Origin of the sequence: Lactococcus sp. S64, from assembly GCF_016516525.1 — a bacterium.
Lineage (GTDB): Bacteria > Bacillota > Bacilli > Lactobacillales > Streptococcaceae > Lactococcus > Lactococcus lactis.
In genome coordinates, this window is sequence record NZ_JACVUQ010000004.1 from 15269 (window position 1) to 30350 (window position 15082).

Sequence of the window (15082 nt, forward strand, 5' to 3'; positions counted from 1 at the left end):
ATTACCATAAAAAACTTTTGACATTCGCTATTTCTGTCTATTAAATCTTTTGACAATTTTCCGATTTCTGACGATTGAATAAAGATATACCAAAATAAAAATGAGCAACCAAGTAATAGTAAAACTCCAAATATGATGTTGCCACGAGCTATCAAAAAGCCAAGTATTAACTAATAAGTAACCCCAAGCCAGCAAATAACTTGCTAAAGCTTGACTAACAAATTCAAGCAAGGCAATTGTGACATATTCATCTATCAATTTAGACATGGCCCCCTGAACAAAACCATAAACAAGAATTAGAGTCATTGATTCAAAATCAATTTCTCCACCAAAATACAAAGTAAGCAAGACTCCACATACTATAGCAATGAAGGCACCTTTGAGTCCCGAAATTACATATTTCATTTTTTAGCTCCTTCTTCTAACTTCTTGTTGATATTTGCCAAGTATCTACGACTGACAGGCAACTTTTCATCTCCGATATAAAGCAATACTCCGTAAACAAAGTCTGTTTCCAAGCGCCTTATTTGTTCAAAATTAACCAGAGTATTTCTTGATATTTTAATAAAATTCAAAGCCAATTTTTTCTCATAAAAATAGAGAGGAGATCTTACTCTTATCACTCCATCCGTCATATGGAAATCGAGATAATTTTTTTCTGATTTTAAATATAAAATTTCTCTGATATTAACAATCTCAAAACCTTTATTTGTTGCCAAATAGAGTTTTTCGTTATCTATAGAAGACAAATCTTCTAAATGATATTCTTTTACAATAGCCGAAAATTCTTCTTGCCTTCGAGCAACAATGACAATTTCCGCTTCTTCTATATTAGGGTCAATTTGTTTTTTTAATTTCACTTTTTCATTATATAAATAAATACTCACTTAAACAATTATTTAACTGACAAAAGCTAAAGTATTTAGGCCTTTCTTCGATAAACTAATAGGGCTAAGAGACAAATCAATCCGACACTTAAAGATATTCTTGACCAATTTGGAACGACTGTATAGTTGGAAGTTAATGTATGGTTTAAATCAGAAAGTAACTGAGTGAGGAAAAAATTGTCAGCAATCTTACGAATTCCTCCTGAAAGTTGTGCTAACGGAATCATCATTCCTGAAAAGAAGAAGGAAAGAAACATCAGAGGCATAGCAATCGCACTTGCTGTTGCCGTGTTTTTAGCAAGAAGTCCAATAATCATTGCTAATAAACAAAATGGAATTGAATATAAATAAAGTTTTAGATAAAAAAGAATTAATAAACTCAACTTAGGAAACTCATAATCATAAGCATAATGAGCAACTACTAGAATAACAAGCGTTGAGCAAAAGATAATAATCATAAAACTAACAATTTGTGCAATAATATAAAATAATTTTTTTATTCCTCTTTGGACAAATAATTGATAAATTTTTCTAGACTGATAGTCAGCAATTTGTACTGACAGTGAAGTCAAACTAGCTGATAGAACACTGTATAATAATATTGATGCAATATTATTTTCAATATAATGTGGTATGCTTTTTCCAAAACTTGATGAAAAAGCAAACATTAAAAATAAGGGAAAGATAAATACAAAGAAAATTTGTGAAGGATTCCGATAGCGTAAACGTAGTTCAAATGTAAAATATTTTAGAAATTTCATGATAATAGTTCCTCCAAGTTGATACGGTAAGTCATTTGATATAAAACAAGTTCTTTATTGAATTTAATGATGGCTTGTTCAGCCAATTCCTTTGGTAATTTGTACTGTTTTTCTTTTAGTTTATAGGCTTCAAATTCTGGAACTTCTACTAAAAATTCAACAAAAGAAAATTCTTCTTGAATTAAATCTGATTTTTGTAAATCTGCAATAATTTTTCCATCTTTAAGAATGATAAATCGGTCGCATAATTGCAATGCTTCTTCTAAATAATGGGTTACCAAAAGTAAAGTTGAATTTTTTACTTTCAAATTTGAAGATAAAAATTTAAAAAGCTCTCCTCTGCTCTCACTGTCAAGACCCGTTGTAATTTCATCCAAAAAGAAATATTCAGGACTATTTTGTAGTGCAGATACCAAAAAGAGTTTTTGTTTTTGACCACCAGATAAATTTGAAAATCTTTGCTTTAAATAGGATTCCATTTTAAATTCTTTGACCAGTTTTAAGCCATATTCTTTAGATTGTTCATCATTTGAAAACAAAGCTAAAACTTCACTGACTAAAGCATCAGGAGGTAAGGTCATATTTTGCATGATATAACCAGTATTATTGGAAGTCGGTTTCATTTTGCCATATTCAATTTTTCCTGAAGAAGCCTTGACATTTCTATTAATAATATTCATTAATGTTGATTTTCCCGCACCATTATTACCTAATAAAGCAACCTTATCACCAGCTTTTAATTCAAAACTGATATCATTTAGCACTTGATTGTTACCATAGGATTTTTTTATATTTTTTATTTTCATATTGCTATTTTAACTCAATCTATCAAAAGTACTGACCAAAAGTCTGGGATAAATTAAGCAATTTTAGGGATAAAAAAATAAGAGTTTTTTTCTCCTATTTTTTGGAATTTATATTATAAGCTTTACGGTATTGATTGGGAGCAAGTCCATAGCGCTTTTTAAAAGATTTTATAAAATAAGGAGTATTCATCATTCCAACGTCACGCGCAATTTCAGAGATTGCTTCATTTCCTTTAAGCAATCGTATTCTTGCTTGCTCAAGTCTTATTCTTGTTAGTTCTTGCTGTGGAGTTAGCCCTTTTATTTTTTTATAAATATGGCGAAGATAAGACGAAGAACCATGAAGTCTTTGTCCAAGCTCCTCAAGACTCAAATCCTCATCATAATGATTTTTTAAAAGTAAATCAATCTCTTCTACCCAAACCTCATTTGGTACAATTTTATCCATTGGTCGACATCTTTTGCAAGGACGATAACCTTCTTCTAAAGCTTGCTCGGCTGCTTGAAAAATACTTACATTCTCTCTTTTTGGTAGTCTAGAGACGCAGGAAGGTCGACAAAATATTTTAGTTGTTGCTACGCCATACCATAATTTATTATCAAAGTTTTTATCATTATTTTTAATGATTTCCCAAGTTTCGTCAGTAATTTCCAAATGAAAACTCCAATTATTTTTTTAAATGTGCTTGCTCAAGTGTCAAAAGAGCTTTTTTCTTCTCTAGTCCACCAGCGTATCCTGTCAAGGAACCACCAGTCCCCACAACTCGGTGACAAGGGATAATGATTGAAAGTGGATTATGTCCAACTGCTCCACCAACCGCCTGTGACATATTTCTTTTTTTCTCTTCATTAACCTGAAGGAGATTTGATATTTCTTTATAAGTAATTAGACTACCATAGGGGACATCACTTAATATTTTGAGTACTTTTTTTCTAAATTCCGTTACTTCTGGTTTCAATTTTATTTTTTTAAAATCAGGGTTTTCTCCTTTAAAATAAGCGTCCAACCATTCTATAGCATTAATAATTGGAAGACTCTTATCCTCTTTTGCCTGATTTAAATCATAATTGGCCGCAAAGTATTTTTGCTCTTTAAACCACACTCCTAATAAATAAGTTTCATCACTTAAAAGCGTTATTTCTCCTAAAGGTGACTGATAGTTTTTTTTAGTTAACATTTTTCCCTCCTCTTCGTTCCGACTTTTTTATATTCAATAGTATAACAAAAAAATAAGGCAGAAAACATCACTATTTGGCTTTTTCATTTTTTTGAATATCATTCTTGATAAATGATATAATATAAAAAAAGATTAAGGGTCTGACAATGAAAGTAATACTAAGAAAAGCACTCCCAGATGATTATGAGCAAATTGCTTTTGTTCACTATAAAGCCTGGTTAGAAACATACACTGGACTTCTCCCAGAAAGTTTCTTAAAAAACAGAACGCTTGAATCAAGCATTAATATTTTTAAAAATAATCTTTGTTCAAATACAGTGGTTGCCATTGTTGAAGGCAAAATTATTGGTTTTTGCGGCTGGGGCCCTCTTCGGAATAATTCTTTTGAAGAAAACTTTGGTGAAATTCATGGCATATACTTACTCGACTCCTATAAAAAACATAAAATAGGTCGAAAAATGCTTGAATTCGCCTTAGAAAAACTTTCAACAAAGAATTATCCAAAAGTTGGTCTGTGGGTACTAAGTAGCAATGAAAATGCCATTCACTTTTACAAGAAACTTGGTTTTTCTGACACAGGAATTGTTAAGGAAGAAAATTTAGGGGAAATTATCACTGAATCTTTTTTTACAAAGGAAATCTAAAAAAGCATATCCCGGTATATGTTTTTTATTTTAATGACAGACAAGAAAAAAACACCGTAAAATTACGGTGTTTAATGCTTAATAGCTATAATTATTTAACTGCGTCTTTCAATGCTTTACCAGCTTTGAATGCAGGAACAACTGTAGCAGCGATTTTGATTGCTTCACCAGTTTGTGGGTTACGTCCTTCACGAGCTGCGCGTTCGCGAGTTTCGAAAGTACCAAAACCGATCAATTGAACTTTTTCACCTTTTGCAAGGAATTCAGTTACAACTTCACCAAAAGCATTAACTGCTTTTTCTGAATCTTTTTTAGTCAATCCTGTTTTTGCTGCAACTTCAGCGATAAGATCTTGTTTGTTAGCCATTTTAGAAATGTCCTCCATTTGTTTTTTACCTTAAACATAGGCAATTTTCATTTTAGCAAATCTTAGCCCAGTTTGCAAGTCAAAATGCCATTTTAATGCGTTTTTCAGGCTTTTTTCATGAAATCAAAGACAAAATTCCCTTTGGCTAAATCAATTTGATTCGCTTTAATATAAAGATTACCTGAGACGTTTATTTTGGACAAATTAATGACCACTTGATTTTTCTTACTTTCAACTTGAACAAAGTCTGGCAAGTCGTATGCCTTAACAATTTGCAGAACTTCTGAAGTTGGTAAACTCAAACTTCCAGCAGAAATATTTTGGACAGATAGACTAATTGAACCATCTGAGAGTGCCAGAGGTTCAAAATAAATATAAAGTGGAATTTTGGTTCCAAAAAGTTTATAAGATGCTTCAAGAACTGCTTGTTGATTAGAAATATAAAACTTATAAGTCATTTCTTTAGTTTGATAAGTTTCTAAATAACTATTTATCAATTCATTGAGCTGCGAAGTTGTGCTCGTAATCTGAGCAACCTTTTGGTCTGAACTATTAGTTGATTTTTGATTGAGAACCGTTTGGTCTCTTGGGCTAGTCACGCGAATGGCAATAAACACAACTCCAGCTATATTCAGAGCCAAAAGAATAATAAAGAGCCATTTCCAAATAGGACGTTTTTTAAGGCCTTCTTCTTTTTCAGTTTTTGGCTTAGTGGAATTTTTTGTTTTTGATTTTCTTGTTTGATTTTCGTTATTTTCCATTTTGCTTCTCTATTCTACAAGTTTCATTTCTTCTTTTACTTTAATCACTCTTGTGGCTGATTGACTGATTTTTTTAGCAAAGTCTGGGTCTGCTTTTACCTTTTGCAAAACTTCTGAGATCATTTCTGGAATTTGTGTAGGCTCATTTGCTAAAACAAGGTCATTTCCTGCTGACAATGCTAAAACTGCCCTTTGACCAGGCGTCCATGATTGTACTTGGACAGCATTTGATAAATCATCTGTAATAACCAAACCATCAAAGCCTAATTGTTTCCGTAGTAAACCATCAACCATTTTGGATGAAAAAGCACCGGGAAGATTAGGGTCAATTTTATCATAAATAGCGGTTGCGGTCATAATCGAAGGTGTCCCAGAAGAGATTAAATCTTTGAAAATTTGAACAGATTCGCTATTGGAATTCGTTTGGTCATCTCTAACACCTGCACTGATATCTGTATTGCCTGTCACCGCTCCAAGCCCTGGAAAATGTTTAGCAGTTGTCAAAACCTTGGCTGCTTTCATGCCTTCCGTAAATGCTTGAGCATGGCTTATGATACTTGCTTTATCATAAGCATATTGGCGACTCCAATAGCCAATTGGAGCATTTTGTGGAGCAAAGTCGGCAGATAAAACTTGGTCAGCAACTGGTGCTAAGTCAAAATTCACTCCAGCTGCGTAAAGTTCACTTCCCCAAGTTTGTGATTCCTTTTGTAATTTATCAGCTGTCCAACTTCCTTGAGTTAATCCATCAGGAATCTGTGAAAAACCCTGACCTTGGAGAACTTGAACATTTCCTCCCTCTTGGTCACAGGATATCAAGAGTTTGCGATTAGCCGGTGCTAAGCCTTGTAGTTTGTCAGTAATATCTTTCATTTCTGGGACACTGAGATTAGAGCGACCAGTCAAAATAATACTACCTACTTGATACTTTTCAATCGCATCAAAAGTTGCCTGATTATAGTTATTTGCTGGCATTCCTGCCATAAATAACTGACCAACTTTTTGTTCCAAAGTCATCTGCTCAATATTTTTATCCATATTTTTTGGGGAAGTTGAACTCCTTTTAGTTTCTGACAATTGACTTTTCTTTTTTGTTTTAGACGATTCTTGTTCGTTTAAATGCCCCGCCAAACCAAGAACTCCTGATAAAATTAGTGCACAACCAAGAACAAGAGCTAGAAAAACAACTGGTTTTGCTTTTTTCTTTAAGCGCTTAGTCATTTTTGGTTGACCTCCTTATAACTTGCAAATACTGCATCAGCCATAAGTTGATAACCTACGTTATTTGGGTGGAAATGGTCTTCTGTATAAAGTAAGTTATTGGAAACTGCATCGGATGTACTGCCAGATTCAACCGCTTGTTTATCTCCTGAACCCTTATAAAGTAAGTCATTGATTGGAATAAAATAAGTGTTCTTTTCTTGACTTACAACGCCAGCAGTCGCTGTATTCCAGCTATCAATCACATTCTGCATGACTGTAAGCTCAGGAAAATTAAGATAAAAAGGATTGTAAATTCCGAGGACATAAATCTGCGCTTTGGGATTGTCTTCACGAATTTTATCTAATAATTTTTTCACTCGTGCTTGATAAAGTTCCTCTGGCTTAGTAAAATCTTTTTCTGTCATTGATGAGAGTTTGCTGACATTATCACGAATGACTTTTAAGACGTCATTTCCTCCAATGGTAATCGTAATGATATCAGCCTTTTTTAAGCCGTCAGTAATTTTTTTACTTTTCATCATACGATTATAGATTTGAGTACTTGTATCTCCAGCTTTCCCAAAATTTTGACTACTGACAGAGCTATCTGTCTTATTCTCAATATCTTTGGCAAATAAAGGGACAAAACCACCTTGTCCTGTGGCATCTCCAACTCCTTCTGTCAGTGAATCTCCTAAAGCTGCATAAGTCAGATTTTTTGCTGACAGAGTTGAAACTTTTTTGTCAGCTAAAAATCGGTCCCCTGCCTTTGGAAAAACGAGCAAAAAGAAGCCCAAAATTAGCAAAATTGCCAGCAACAAGCCGGCAAATGTGCGTATAAAATTTTTCATCATATTTTTAGATTTATCATTCATAATCAATCATAATTGCCCAAGCTCCAGGACCTGTATGAGTGGCAATTGTTGTGTTGGTATCTAAAATTGAAATAGGTTTTTCAACAAATTTTTGCAAAACTTCTTTCGCTTTTTGTGAAAATTCTAAACCTTGAGCATGAGAAATTCCAATTTCTCGGATTTTACGTCCAGAACTACTAATAGAATCTGAAAGTTCTTCAAGCCATTTATAAAAAGTTTTACTTCCACGTCCACGTAAAAGAGTATTCAATTCACGGTCTTTCAAAGTTCCAATAACGCGAACTTGTAAAAGACTTCCAAATAGTCCTGTCATTCGACTAACACGACCACCTTTAACCAAATTTTCTAATGTTGAAAATCCGATAAAAAGCTCTGTATTTTCTCGAATATATTTAATTTTTTCTAAAATTTCTTCTTTAGATGCTCCTGCTTTTGCTAGGCGCGCTGCTTCAACCACTTGGAATTTTTGTGCTTGGTCAGTAAAGTCACTATCAATGACCGTTACGTTACGACCTGAAAGCATTCCCCCTTGGCGTGCTGCTTCTACTGTTCCTGACAATGCTTCTGTTAAATGAATGGAGATAATCTCATCATCCTCAGCAGCAATTTTTTCATAAACCTCGGCAAAAACACCAACTGGTGGCTGACTTGTTTTAGGCAAGTTTTTTGATGCAGCCATCTTGACCATGAAATCTTCAAACTTCAAGTCGTCGTCTGAATACATTGTTCCATCGATCGTTACTGACAACGGAACAATAGTAATGTCAAGTTCACGAGCAATTCCTGGCTCAATCGTAATGGATGAATCTGTCACAATTTTTATTGGCATATTTACTATCTGAACTCCCATTTTTCTCATAAGAGAAAGTCGGCAGTCCAATTCCTTTTCTATACAATTTGTGCTATCATATATTATAACAAATTTTCAGTTGGAAAGAGCAAAAAAGGTTGATAATATTATTTTTTTGATTCCAAAAACAAATTAAAAATTGCTCAAAAGCTGAATAAATCAATAAATCGGAGAGACCAAATGGAAGAAACACAAGGTTCAAAAACCTATCAGATTCTCAATGAGATTTTCAATGCAGTTACTCATGGAGCAGGAACTGGTCTAGCAATTGCAGCATTAGTTCTCCTTGTCATTAAAGGTGCCGCATCTGGTTCTGCACTTGAAGTGGTTGCTTTTACAATCTATGGAGCTTCGTTAGTCATTCTTTTTCTATGTTCAACTTTAGCGCACAGTTTACATTTTACTAAAGCAGTCAAAGTCTTTCGAGTTTTTGACCACAACGGAATTTTCTTTTTGATTGCTGGAACTTATACCCCTTACTGTTTAGTTGCTTTAAACAATTGGTTAGGTTGGATTGTCCTAGCAGTTATTTGGATATGTTCTATTTTAGGGATTGTTTTAACATCAATCTACTTACCAAAATGGGGTAAAACACCAAAATTATCAACCGTTTTATACGTCGTTCTTGGTTGGATGATTTTAATTGTCATTTATCCTTTATGGAACGCCCTGCATCCCGTAGGTTTTTGGCTTTTAGTCGCTGGTGGCGTTGTTTATTCTGTTGGAGCACTCATCTATCACTTTAAATTTCCTTTTGCCCATGTGGTATGGCACCTCTTTGTTTTACTGGCTGCAATGCTCATGTTCTTCTCTGTTTACCTTTATGTGGGATAAGATAAAAAACCGTTCGGATGAACGGTTTTTTATTTATAAATACCAGCTATAACATACCCTTCCAGCCTTTTTTGTAAAATCTCCGATTCTTCCACATAAATTTTGGTTTGGATTGTTTTTTTCAAATTTGAATAGTGAAGAATCACTTGATGAGAACCCGGAAATTCAAGCAAAATTTGTGAAATTTTTTGATTATACTTCTCATCTTTTAAATTTAGCCAAAGTTTTCTATCCGTTTCCAAAGCTGGACTTATTCGGTCAGCAACCAGCTGTAATTCATCATTACGTTCTGTTACTTTTCCACTGATGAGATAAAATTTCCCTTGTTCAAGCTCACTTGAAAATTGACGATAAATCTCTGGAAAAAGTGTCACATCAAAATTTTCACGACTATCAGAGACTGTTAAGAAGGCCATTGTTTGCCCCGTCTTTGTCCGATGCGTTCTAATGTAATTGATTTCAACCAAGATAGTCATTCGTCTATTTTTCACAAGTTGAGCAAGTGGTGTAAAATTACCTTCAAATCTGCGAGCTAGATTTTGCAAAGGATGTGGTGTTACCCCAATTCCTAATAAATTTTTTTCAAAATCGTATTTTTCAGTTTCTGAATAATCTTCTGCCTCATGATAGGCAAAGCCCCCACCAGAACTTGCCATAAAAATATCATCACTATAATAATTTAATAAATTAGCATGGTCAGCCAAATTATAAGCTAATTTCCCTCGATTTGAATCTGCATAATCAAAGGCTCCAATCTGAATCAAAGGGAGAATGTTTTCTTTTTTATGAAAATTATTAGGTAATTTTTCGACAAAGTCTGCTAAATCTTTGTAGGGTTGATTTTCAACAATCCATTTTGCTAAATCACGAGAAATTCCTTGAACGTGAGCCAATCCTAAACGAATCTTTTTATTTTTTACAAAATCGCCAATTTTCATCAGATTGATGCTTGGTTTTTCTATTTCAAACCCATTTTCTAACGCATCTAAAATCATTACTTCACGTTTGCGATCACGTAATTGAATTTCATAAAATTCATCAGGAAAATGTGCCTTAAAATAAGCAATTTGAAAAGCAAGTGCCCCATAAGCAAAACCGTGTGAACGGTTAAAACCATAATTAGCAAAACGTTCAATTAAGTCATAGATTTCTTCTGCTTTTTCTTTAGAATGGCCATTATGGCTTGCTGAATCTAAGAAATCTTCACGCAATCTTTCTAGCTCAGACCCTTTTTTCTTAGAAATTGCTCGTCTAAGAAGGTCAGCTTTCCCAAGAGAAAAGCCAGCAAAAGCTTGAGCCACCTGCATAATTTGCTCCTGATAAATCATAATTCCGTATGTTGGCTTTAAGATTTCACTAATAGAATCATCCACAGTAGGCACAATTTCTTTCCCATGTCGTCGAGCAACAAATTGTGGAATAAACTGTGATGGACCAGGACGGAAAATTGAAGTTGCATCAACAATATCATCAAATTTACTTGGGGCAAGATTTCTTAAAAAACGTCGCATTTGTGGATTTTCAAACTGAAAAATTCCCATGGTATTTCCAGCCCGAAAAAGGGCCAATGTGTCTTCATCTTCCAAATTTATTTTTAGTGGATCAATATCAATTTTTTGACGTCTTTTCACCAAATCACGTAATCTAGAAATTATTGTTAAATTACGTAATCCCAAAAAGTCAATTTTCAAAAGTCCAATTGCTTCAACATCTGGCGCCTCATATTGCGTCAAAGCCAAATCTTCTGACGGTTTTAATGATACATAATTCACCAAAGATTCTTCAGAAAGAACGACACCTGAAGCGTGTGTTGAAGTCTGACGGGGCATTCCCTCAATTCGTCTTGCAACTTCATAAATTCTTTTCAATTTTCCATTTTTTAACACTTCAGCTTTAAAACGTTGATTATTTTCATACTCATCAGCCAAAGTTCCAAAACGACGCACAAGCATCCGAGTCAAATTGGATAATTCAGCTTCAGTCATTCCAAAAGCTTTACCAACATCTCTAAGCGCCTGTCTTTTACCCAAGGTTGAAAAAGTAACAATTTGTGCGACATGGTCTGAACCATATCTGTTTTTCATATAGGCCAATAATTCAGCACGACGGTCATCTGGCATGTCAATATCAATATCGGGCATGGCGACACGTTCTGGATTCAAAAAACGTTCGAAGAAAAGATTATGTTGAACAGGGTCAACTTGTGTAATTCCTAAAACATAGGCAACTAAAGAACCGGCCGCTGAACCACGCCCCATTCCACAATAAATTTCTTGTTCACGGGCATAACGCAACAAATCCGCGACAATCAAGAAATAGTCATCAAATCCCATTTGATGAATGACTGACAACTCTTTTTCTAAACGTTCTTGATAAACTGACAAATCTTGCAAATTTACTGACGAGACTTCTGTCAGTAAATTTTTTTCTTCAAGTCGAGCTGACAAACCTAAAGTCGCTTCTTCTCGTAAATGTTCAACTGCCTGTCTCTTCTTATCGAATCTAGGAAGCTCCAATTTTTCATCGAACTGATAAGCAATCTTTGCTGTTAATGCTGATAGATTTTTCAAAGCCTGTGGAAAATATTTCTGGAAGTAAGTCTCATAAGCTTCTGGTCTTTGAAGAAGTTCATTAGAACTGATTGTTAAACTTTCATCGAAAGAAACTCCATCACGCACTGCATGCAAAATTGCTAAAATTTCATTATCAGCAAAATTCAAATAGCGAATAGCAGGAAAAGGAAGTGTTGGTAAATTAAATTTAGCACCTTTATCTGTCAGTTGATCAATCCCAATAAAAGCTTCATCAGCTACTGACGAAAGTTCTGTCAGCTCGCTCAAACTTCCGTAAGTTTCAGGAATAATCAAAGCGATTCCTGATAAATGATTTTGAATATCAGAAAATTGACGGCGTCCATAGTTATGAAGCGTCGAAATCCGAAGTAAGTTTTTATAACCTTCAGTATCTTTAGCAATAAAAGAAAAAGCAATTGGTAAACCCCGCCATTCAAAATTTAGCTCAATACTAATAATGGGTTGCAAATTAAATTTTTGAGCTTTTCTGACAAAACGAAAAGCAGCATGAAGATTCCCAACATCGCAAATTCCAACCGTTTGATAACCTAAACGGTGCGCCGTTTCCAAATAGTCATCAACTTTAACGACACTATCTAAAAAACTATATTCAGTTTTTGTATTCAAGGGTGCAAACATATTTTCCTCCTTTCTTGCTAAAACGACTGGTATTTCTTAATTAAAAGATATTAATTTTATTATACTATATTTTAGCTTGAACTTGGGATAAGTTTAGACAAACTAAGAACAAAAAAAGTGTCAAATTTTAGTTATTAAACGAAAACAAAAGTAATTAAATTTAACTAAATTGATATCAAAAAACAACTTAACGGCTGAAAACGTCCAACATTTTTGACATTTTTTGATTTTAAAAACTGCTTTCATTCTTATTTTTAATTCGTTTTTATTACAAAAAACTAAGATGTTTCACCTTTTTATTAATCGTAATAAAAAAATTATAAAAACTAAAAGAATCCTTTAACAACAGCATTTATAGCTTATATATTAGCAATTTGACGAGAACTTTTTTTTGCACTATAATGAGCAAGCCTTGTTTATTTATTACTAATTTTTAATTAAACAATCACTAAAACTAAAAATAGAATGGGAAAGGTGTAATGACAGTGCTAGTATTAGCTGGAACAATCGGAGCAGGAAAAAGCTCTTTAACTGAGATGTTGGCGGAGGAATTGAAAACACAAGCTTTTTATGAGAGTGTTGACGATAATAAAGTTTTGCCATTATTCTATGAAAACCCTCAAAAATATGCCTTCTTATTACAAATATACTTTTTAAATAAGCGATTTGATTCAATCAAAAGAGCCTTGTCTGATAATAATAATGTATTAGACCGCTCGATTTATGAAGATAGTCTGCTTTTTCATTTGAACGCCGATTTAGGACGAGCAGATGAAACGGAAGTCGAGGTTTATGATGACTTACTTAACAATATGTTGGAAGAAATTGATAGTTTATCTTTCAAAAAAAGGCCTGATTTACTCATTCATGTCAAAGTTTCTTTTGATAAAATGCTAGAAAGAATCAAAAAAAGAGGACGTCAATTTGAACAATTGGAATACGATCCAAGTTTATATGACTACTATAAAGAATTAAATAGCAGATATGATACTTGGTTTGAAGCCTTCGATATTTGTCCCAAAATCCAAATTGATGGCGATAAATATGATTTTGTGGAGGACGAACAATCAAAAATTCATGTTTTGCAACAAATCAAAGAAAAATTAAAAGAAATTGAAGGAGAAAATAATTAATGAATGTCACCGTCTTTCTTTCTTCAAGAGATGGAAAAAATCCAATCTATAAAGATACAAGCGAAAAATTAGGAATATTACTTGCTAAATCAGGCCATACCCTCGTCTATGGTGGTTCCGAAGAAGGGTGTATGGGAATGGTCTCAGATGCAGTCATTCGTCATCAAGGTAAAGTTATTGCCGTTTATCCTGATGGAATTCTCCCTTTAGAACCACCTCGTCAAAATGCCAGTCAACTTTATTTAACAAGTGGAATGGATGAGCGCAAACGTAAACTCATTGATTTAGGAGAAGCTTTTGTCATTTTAGCTGGTGGATTTGGGACAATGGAAGAAAGTTTTCAACTTTTAACTGAGATGTCTATCAACCAAACCGCTGTCCGCCCAGTCATTTTTGTTGGTCGAAAATTTTATCAACCTCTTTTTGACCTACTGCGCTTGCAACTTAAGGAAGGAATGATTTCTAAAGAAGTCATAGATGCCATTTCTCTTGTTGATACCGCCGAAGAAACCATAGAATTATTAGGAGATTTGAACCTTGAACAAGTTGTTTAATCAAGCAGTTAACGTTTACCTTGCCGCACCATTTTTTAGTGAAAGTCAAATAAAAAAAGTTGAACTTTTAGAAAATGCACTTTCAAAAAATAAAACAGTAGCAAACTTTTTTATCCCAATGAGATGTCAACATCCTGAATCTTTACCACAAGAAGTTGAAGCTTTTACCCCTGAATGGGCCAAAGCGACAATGGAAAATGATGTAAATGAGGTAAATAAAGCAGATATCATTGTTGCAATTGTTGATTTCGATCATCAAGATACTGATTCTGGAACAGCTTGGGAGCTTGGCTACGCCATTGCTTTAGAAAAACCAACCTATCTTATTCGTTTTGAAGATACTATTCCAGCAAATATAATGCTCACTGAGCGAAATAGAGCTTTCTTCACCCAGATTGAACAAGTTGAAGAATATGATTTTTTAGAGTCTAAACTAATCCCATATAGTGGAAAATACCAATAGTAAAGAGATAAGTACCTGCTTATTTTTATCTTCTCCTTTATATATAAAATTTGAAATTTGTCATAATTTGTACTATACTATAGGCGGATAGAAAATAATGGAAAGAAGCGTAAATATGAAACTTATTGTCACACTTTTTTGGTCGCTTGCTCTTGGACAAGTTGTAGGTTATGTTGCAACTGCTCTTGCTGGCGTTCCAGACCCTGAGCTTTGGACAACGATTATCTCGCTTATCTTTGGTCTTTTTGTATATCTTTTCCAAGCTGTAGCTGTGGAAAAAGAGGCTAAAGCAAACTAAATTACTGATATTTTATCAGGTTCTTTCGCTAAAAAGCGTTTGAAAATAAAAACTCTTGCTCTGCAGGAGTTTTTATTTTGGTCCTGAGGCTTGCAAATTTCTTAAAATACCTTATAATTTAATATGGACATATTTAAACTGTCCTTTAAAAACCTAAATGAAAGGAGAGCGCTCAAGCTTTGAAAGGTCGACCCAAACCCGCAATTATTATGATTACTTATTCTGTCAAATTGACCAAGAGTAGATTGGCGCTCTT

At 33.9% G+C, this 15082-nt stretch carries 18 protein-coding genes; 6 read left to right on the plus strand and 12 right to left on the minus strand.

Annotated elements, in window-relative coordinates; translation table 11 throughout:
• Window positions 1–27: 27 nt before the first annotated feature.
• From IAE51_RS05435 to IAE51_RS05460, 6 genes are all read right to left on the minus strand, one after another.
• A complete protein-coding gene (locus tag IAE51_RS05435; RefSeq protein WP_012897270.1) occupies window positions 28–405 on the minus strand; it encodes a hypothetical protein in 378 nt (125 codons plus the stop codon).
• Window positions 402–860 carry a LytTR family DNA-binding domain-containing protein gene (locus tag IAE51_RS05440; protein WP_029344892.1) on the minus strand — a complete coding sequence of 153 codons (459 nt, stop codon included), beginning with the start codon at window positions 858–860 and terminating at the stop codon, window positions 402–404. The genes IAE51_RS05435 and IAE51_RS05440 overlap by 4 nt, the downstream gene beginning before the upstream one ends.
• Before the next feature lie 62 nt (window positions 861–922).
• Window positions 923–1648, minus strand: coding sequence for an ABC transporter permease (locus tag IAE51_RS05445; RefSeq protein WP_021723464.1), 726 nt, complete (start codon window positions 1646–1648; stop codon window positions 923–925).
• The gene (locus tag IAE51_RS05450; protein WP_200094950.1) at window positions 1645–2454 is read right to left on the minus strand and encodes an ABC transporter ATP-binding protein; all 810 of its coding nucleotides are present in this window, start codon (window positions 2452–2454) and stop codon (window positions 1645–1647) included. Before IAE51_RS05450 ends, IAE51_RS05445 begins: the two co-directional genes overlap by 4 nt.
• Window positions 2455–2548: 94 nt before the next feature.
• Entirely contained in the window at window positions 2549–3109 is a 561-nt protein-coding gene (locus IAE51_RS05455; protein WP_023188939.1) for a bifunctional transcriptional activator/DNA repair enzyme AdaA, read from the minus strand.
• A 13-nt stretch (window positions 3110–3122) separates the two neighbouring features.
• Window positions 3123–3632, minus strand: a complete 510-nt coding sequence (locus tag IAE51_RS05460; RefSeq protein WP_058206262.1) for a methylated-DNA--[protein]-cysteine S-methyltransferase — start codon at window positions 3630–3632, stop codon at window positions 3123–3125.
• A 146-nt stretch (window positions 3633–3778) separates the two neighbouring features.
• On the opposite strand from IAE51_RS05460, the gene IAE51_RS05465 reads away from it, so the two are divergent.
• Window positions 3779–4276 carry a GNAT family N-acetyltransferase gene (locus IAE51_RS05465; protein WP_003131761.1) on the plus strand — a complete coding sequence of 166 codons (498 nt, stop codon included), beginning with the start codon at window positions 3779–3781 and terminating at the stop codon, window positions 4274–4276.
• Window positions 4277–4367: 91 nt separating this feature from the next.
• Here the strand turns inward: IAE51_RS05465 and IAE51_RS05470 are convergent, their stop codons facing one another.
• From IAE51_RS05470 to IAE51_RS05490, 5 genes are all read right to left on the minus strand, one after another.
• Entirely contained in the window at window positions 4368–4643 is a 276-nt protein-coding gene (locus tag IAE51_RS05470) for an HU family DNA-binding protein (RefSeq protein ID WP_010905402.1), read from the minus strand.
• 104 nt (window positions 4644–4747) lie between these two features.
• Window positions 4748–5404, minus strand: coding sequence for a YpmS family protein (locus tag IAE51_RS05475; RefSeq protein WP_010905401.1), 657 nt, complete (start codon window positions 5402–5404; stop codon window positions 4748–4750).
• A 9-nt stretch (window positions 5405–5413) separates the two neighbouring features.
• Entirely contained in the window at window positions 5414–6625 is a 1212-nt protein-coding gene (locus IAE51_RS05480) for a glycoside hydrolase family 3 N-terminal domain-containing protein (protein WP_200094952.1), read from the minus strand.
• Window positions 6622–7482, minus strand: coding sequence for an SGNH/GDSL hydrolase family protein (locus IAE51_RS05485; protein ID WP_003131499.1), 861 nt, complete (start codon window positions 7480–7482; stop codon window positions 6622–6624). The genes IAE51_RS05480 and IAE51_RS05485 overlap by 4 nt, the downstream gene beginning before the upstream one ends.
• Window positions 7475–8311 carry a DegV family protein gene (locus IAE51_RS05490; protein WP_014570388.1) on the minus strand — a complete coding sequence of 279 codons (837 nt, stop codon included), beginning with the start codon at window positions 8309–8311 and terminating at the stop codon, window positions 7475–7477. The genes IAE51_RS05485 and IAE51_RS05490 overlap by 8 nt, the downstream gene beginning before the upstream one ends.
• A 201-nt stretch (window positions 8312–8512) precedes the next feature.
• Here IAE51_RS05490 and IAE51_RS05495 point away from each other — a divergent pair, with 201 nt between their 5' ends.
• A complete protein-coding gene (locus IAE51_RS05495; protein ID WP_021464201.1) occupies window positions 8513–9166 on the plus strand; it encodes a hemolysin III family protein in 654 nt (217 codons plus the stop codon).
• Window positions 9167–9195: 29 nt separating this feature from the next.
• On the opposite strand, the gene IAE51_RS05500 is transcribed toward IAE51_RS05495, so the two are convergent.
• Complete coding sequence (locus tag IAE51_RS05500; protein ID WP_200094954.1) at window positions 9196–12378, minus strand: DNA polymerase III subunit alpha; 3183 nt, start codon at window positions 12376–12378, stop codon at window positions 9196–9198.
• Window positions 12379–12857: 479 nt separating this feature from the next.
• Here IAE51_RS05500 and IAE51_RS05505 point away from each other — a divergent pair, with 479 nt between their 5' ends.
• From IAE51_RS05505 to IAE51_RS05520, 4 genes are all read left to right on the plus strand, one after another.
• Window positions 12858–13511 (plus strand): deoxynucleoside kinase, encoded by a 654-nt coding sequence (locus tag IAE51_RS05505; RefSeq protein ID WP_029344874.1) that lies wholly within the window; start codon window positions 12858–12860, stop codon window positions 13509–13511.
• Window positions 13511–14065 carry a TIGR00730 family Rossman fold protein gene (locus tag IAE51_RS05510; RefSeq protein ID WP_058206258.1) on the plus strand — a complete coding sequence of 185 codons (555 nt, stop codon included), beginning with the start codon at window positions 13511–13513 and terminating at the stop codon, window positions 14063–14065. The genes IAE51_RS05505 and IAE51_RS05510 overlap by 1 nt, the downstream gene beginning before the upstream one ends.
• Window positions 14049–14528: a nucleoside 2-deoxyribosyltransferase gene (locus tag IAE51_RS05515; RefSeq protein ID WP_200094956.1), complete on the plus strand. Its 480-nt coding sequence runs from the start codon at window positions 14049–14051 to the stop codon at window positions 14526–14528. Before IAE51_RS05510 ends, IAE51_RS05515 begins: the two co-directional genes overlap by 17 nt.
• A gap of 97 nt (window positions 14529–14625) precedes the next feature.
• A complete protein-coding gene (locus IAE51_RS05520; RefSeq protein WP_012897261.1) occupies window positions 14626–14826 on the plus strand; it encodes a YjzD family protein in 201 nt (66 codons plus the stop codon).
• Window positions 14827–15082 lie beyond the last annotated feature (256 nt).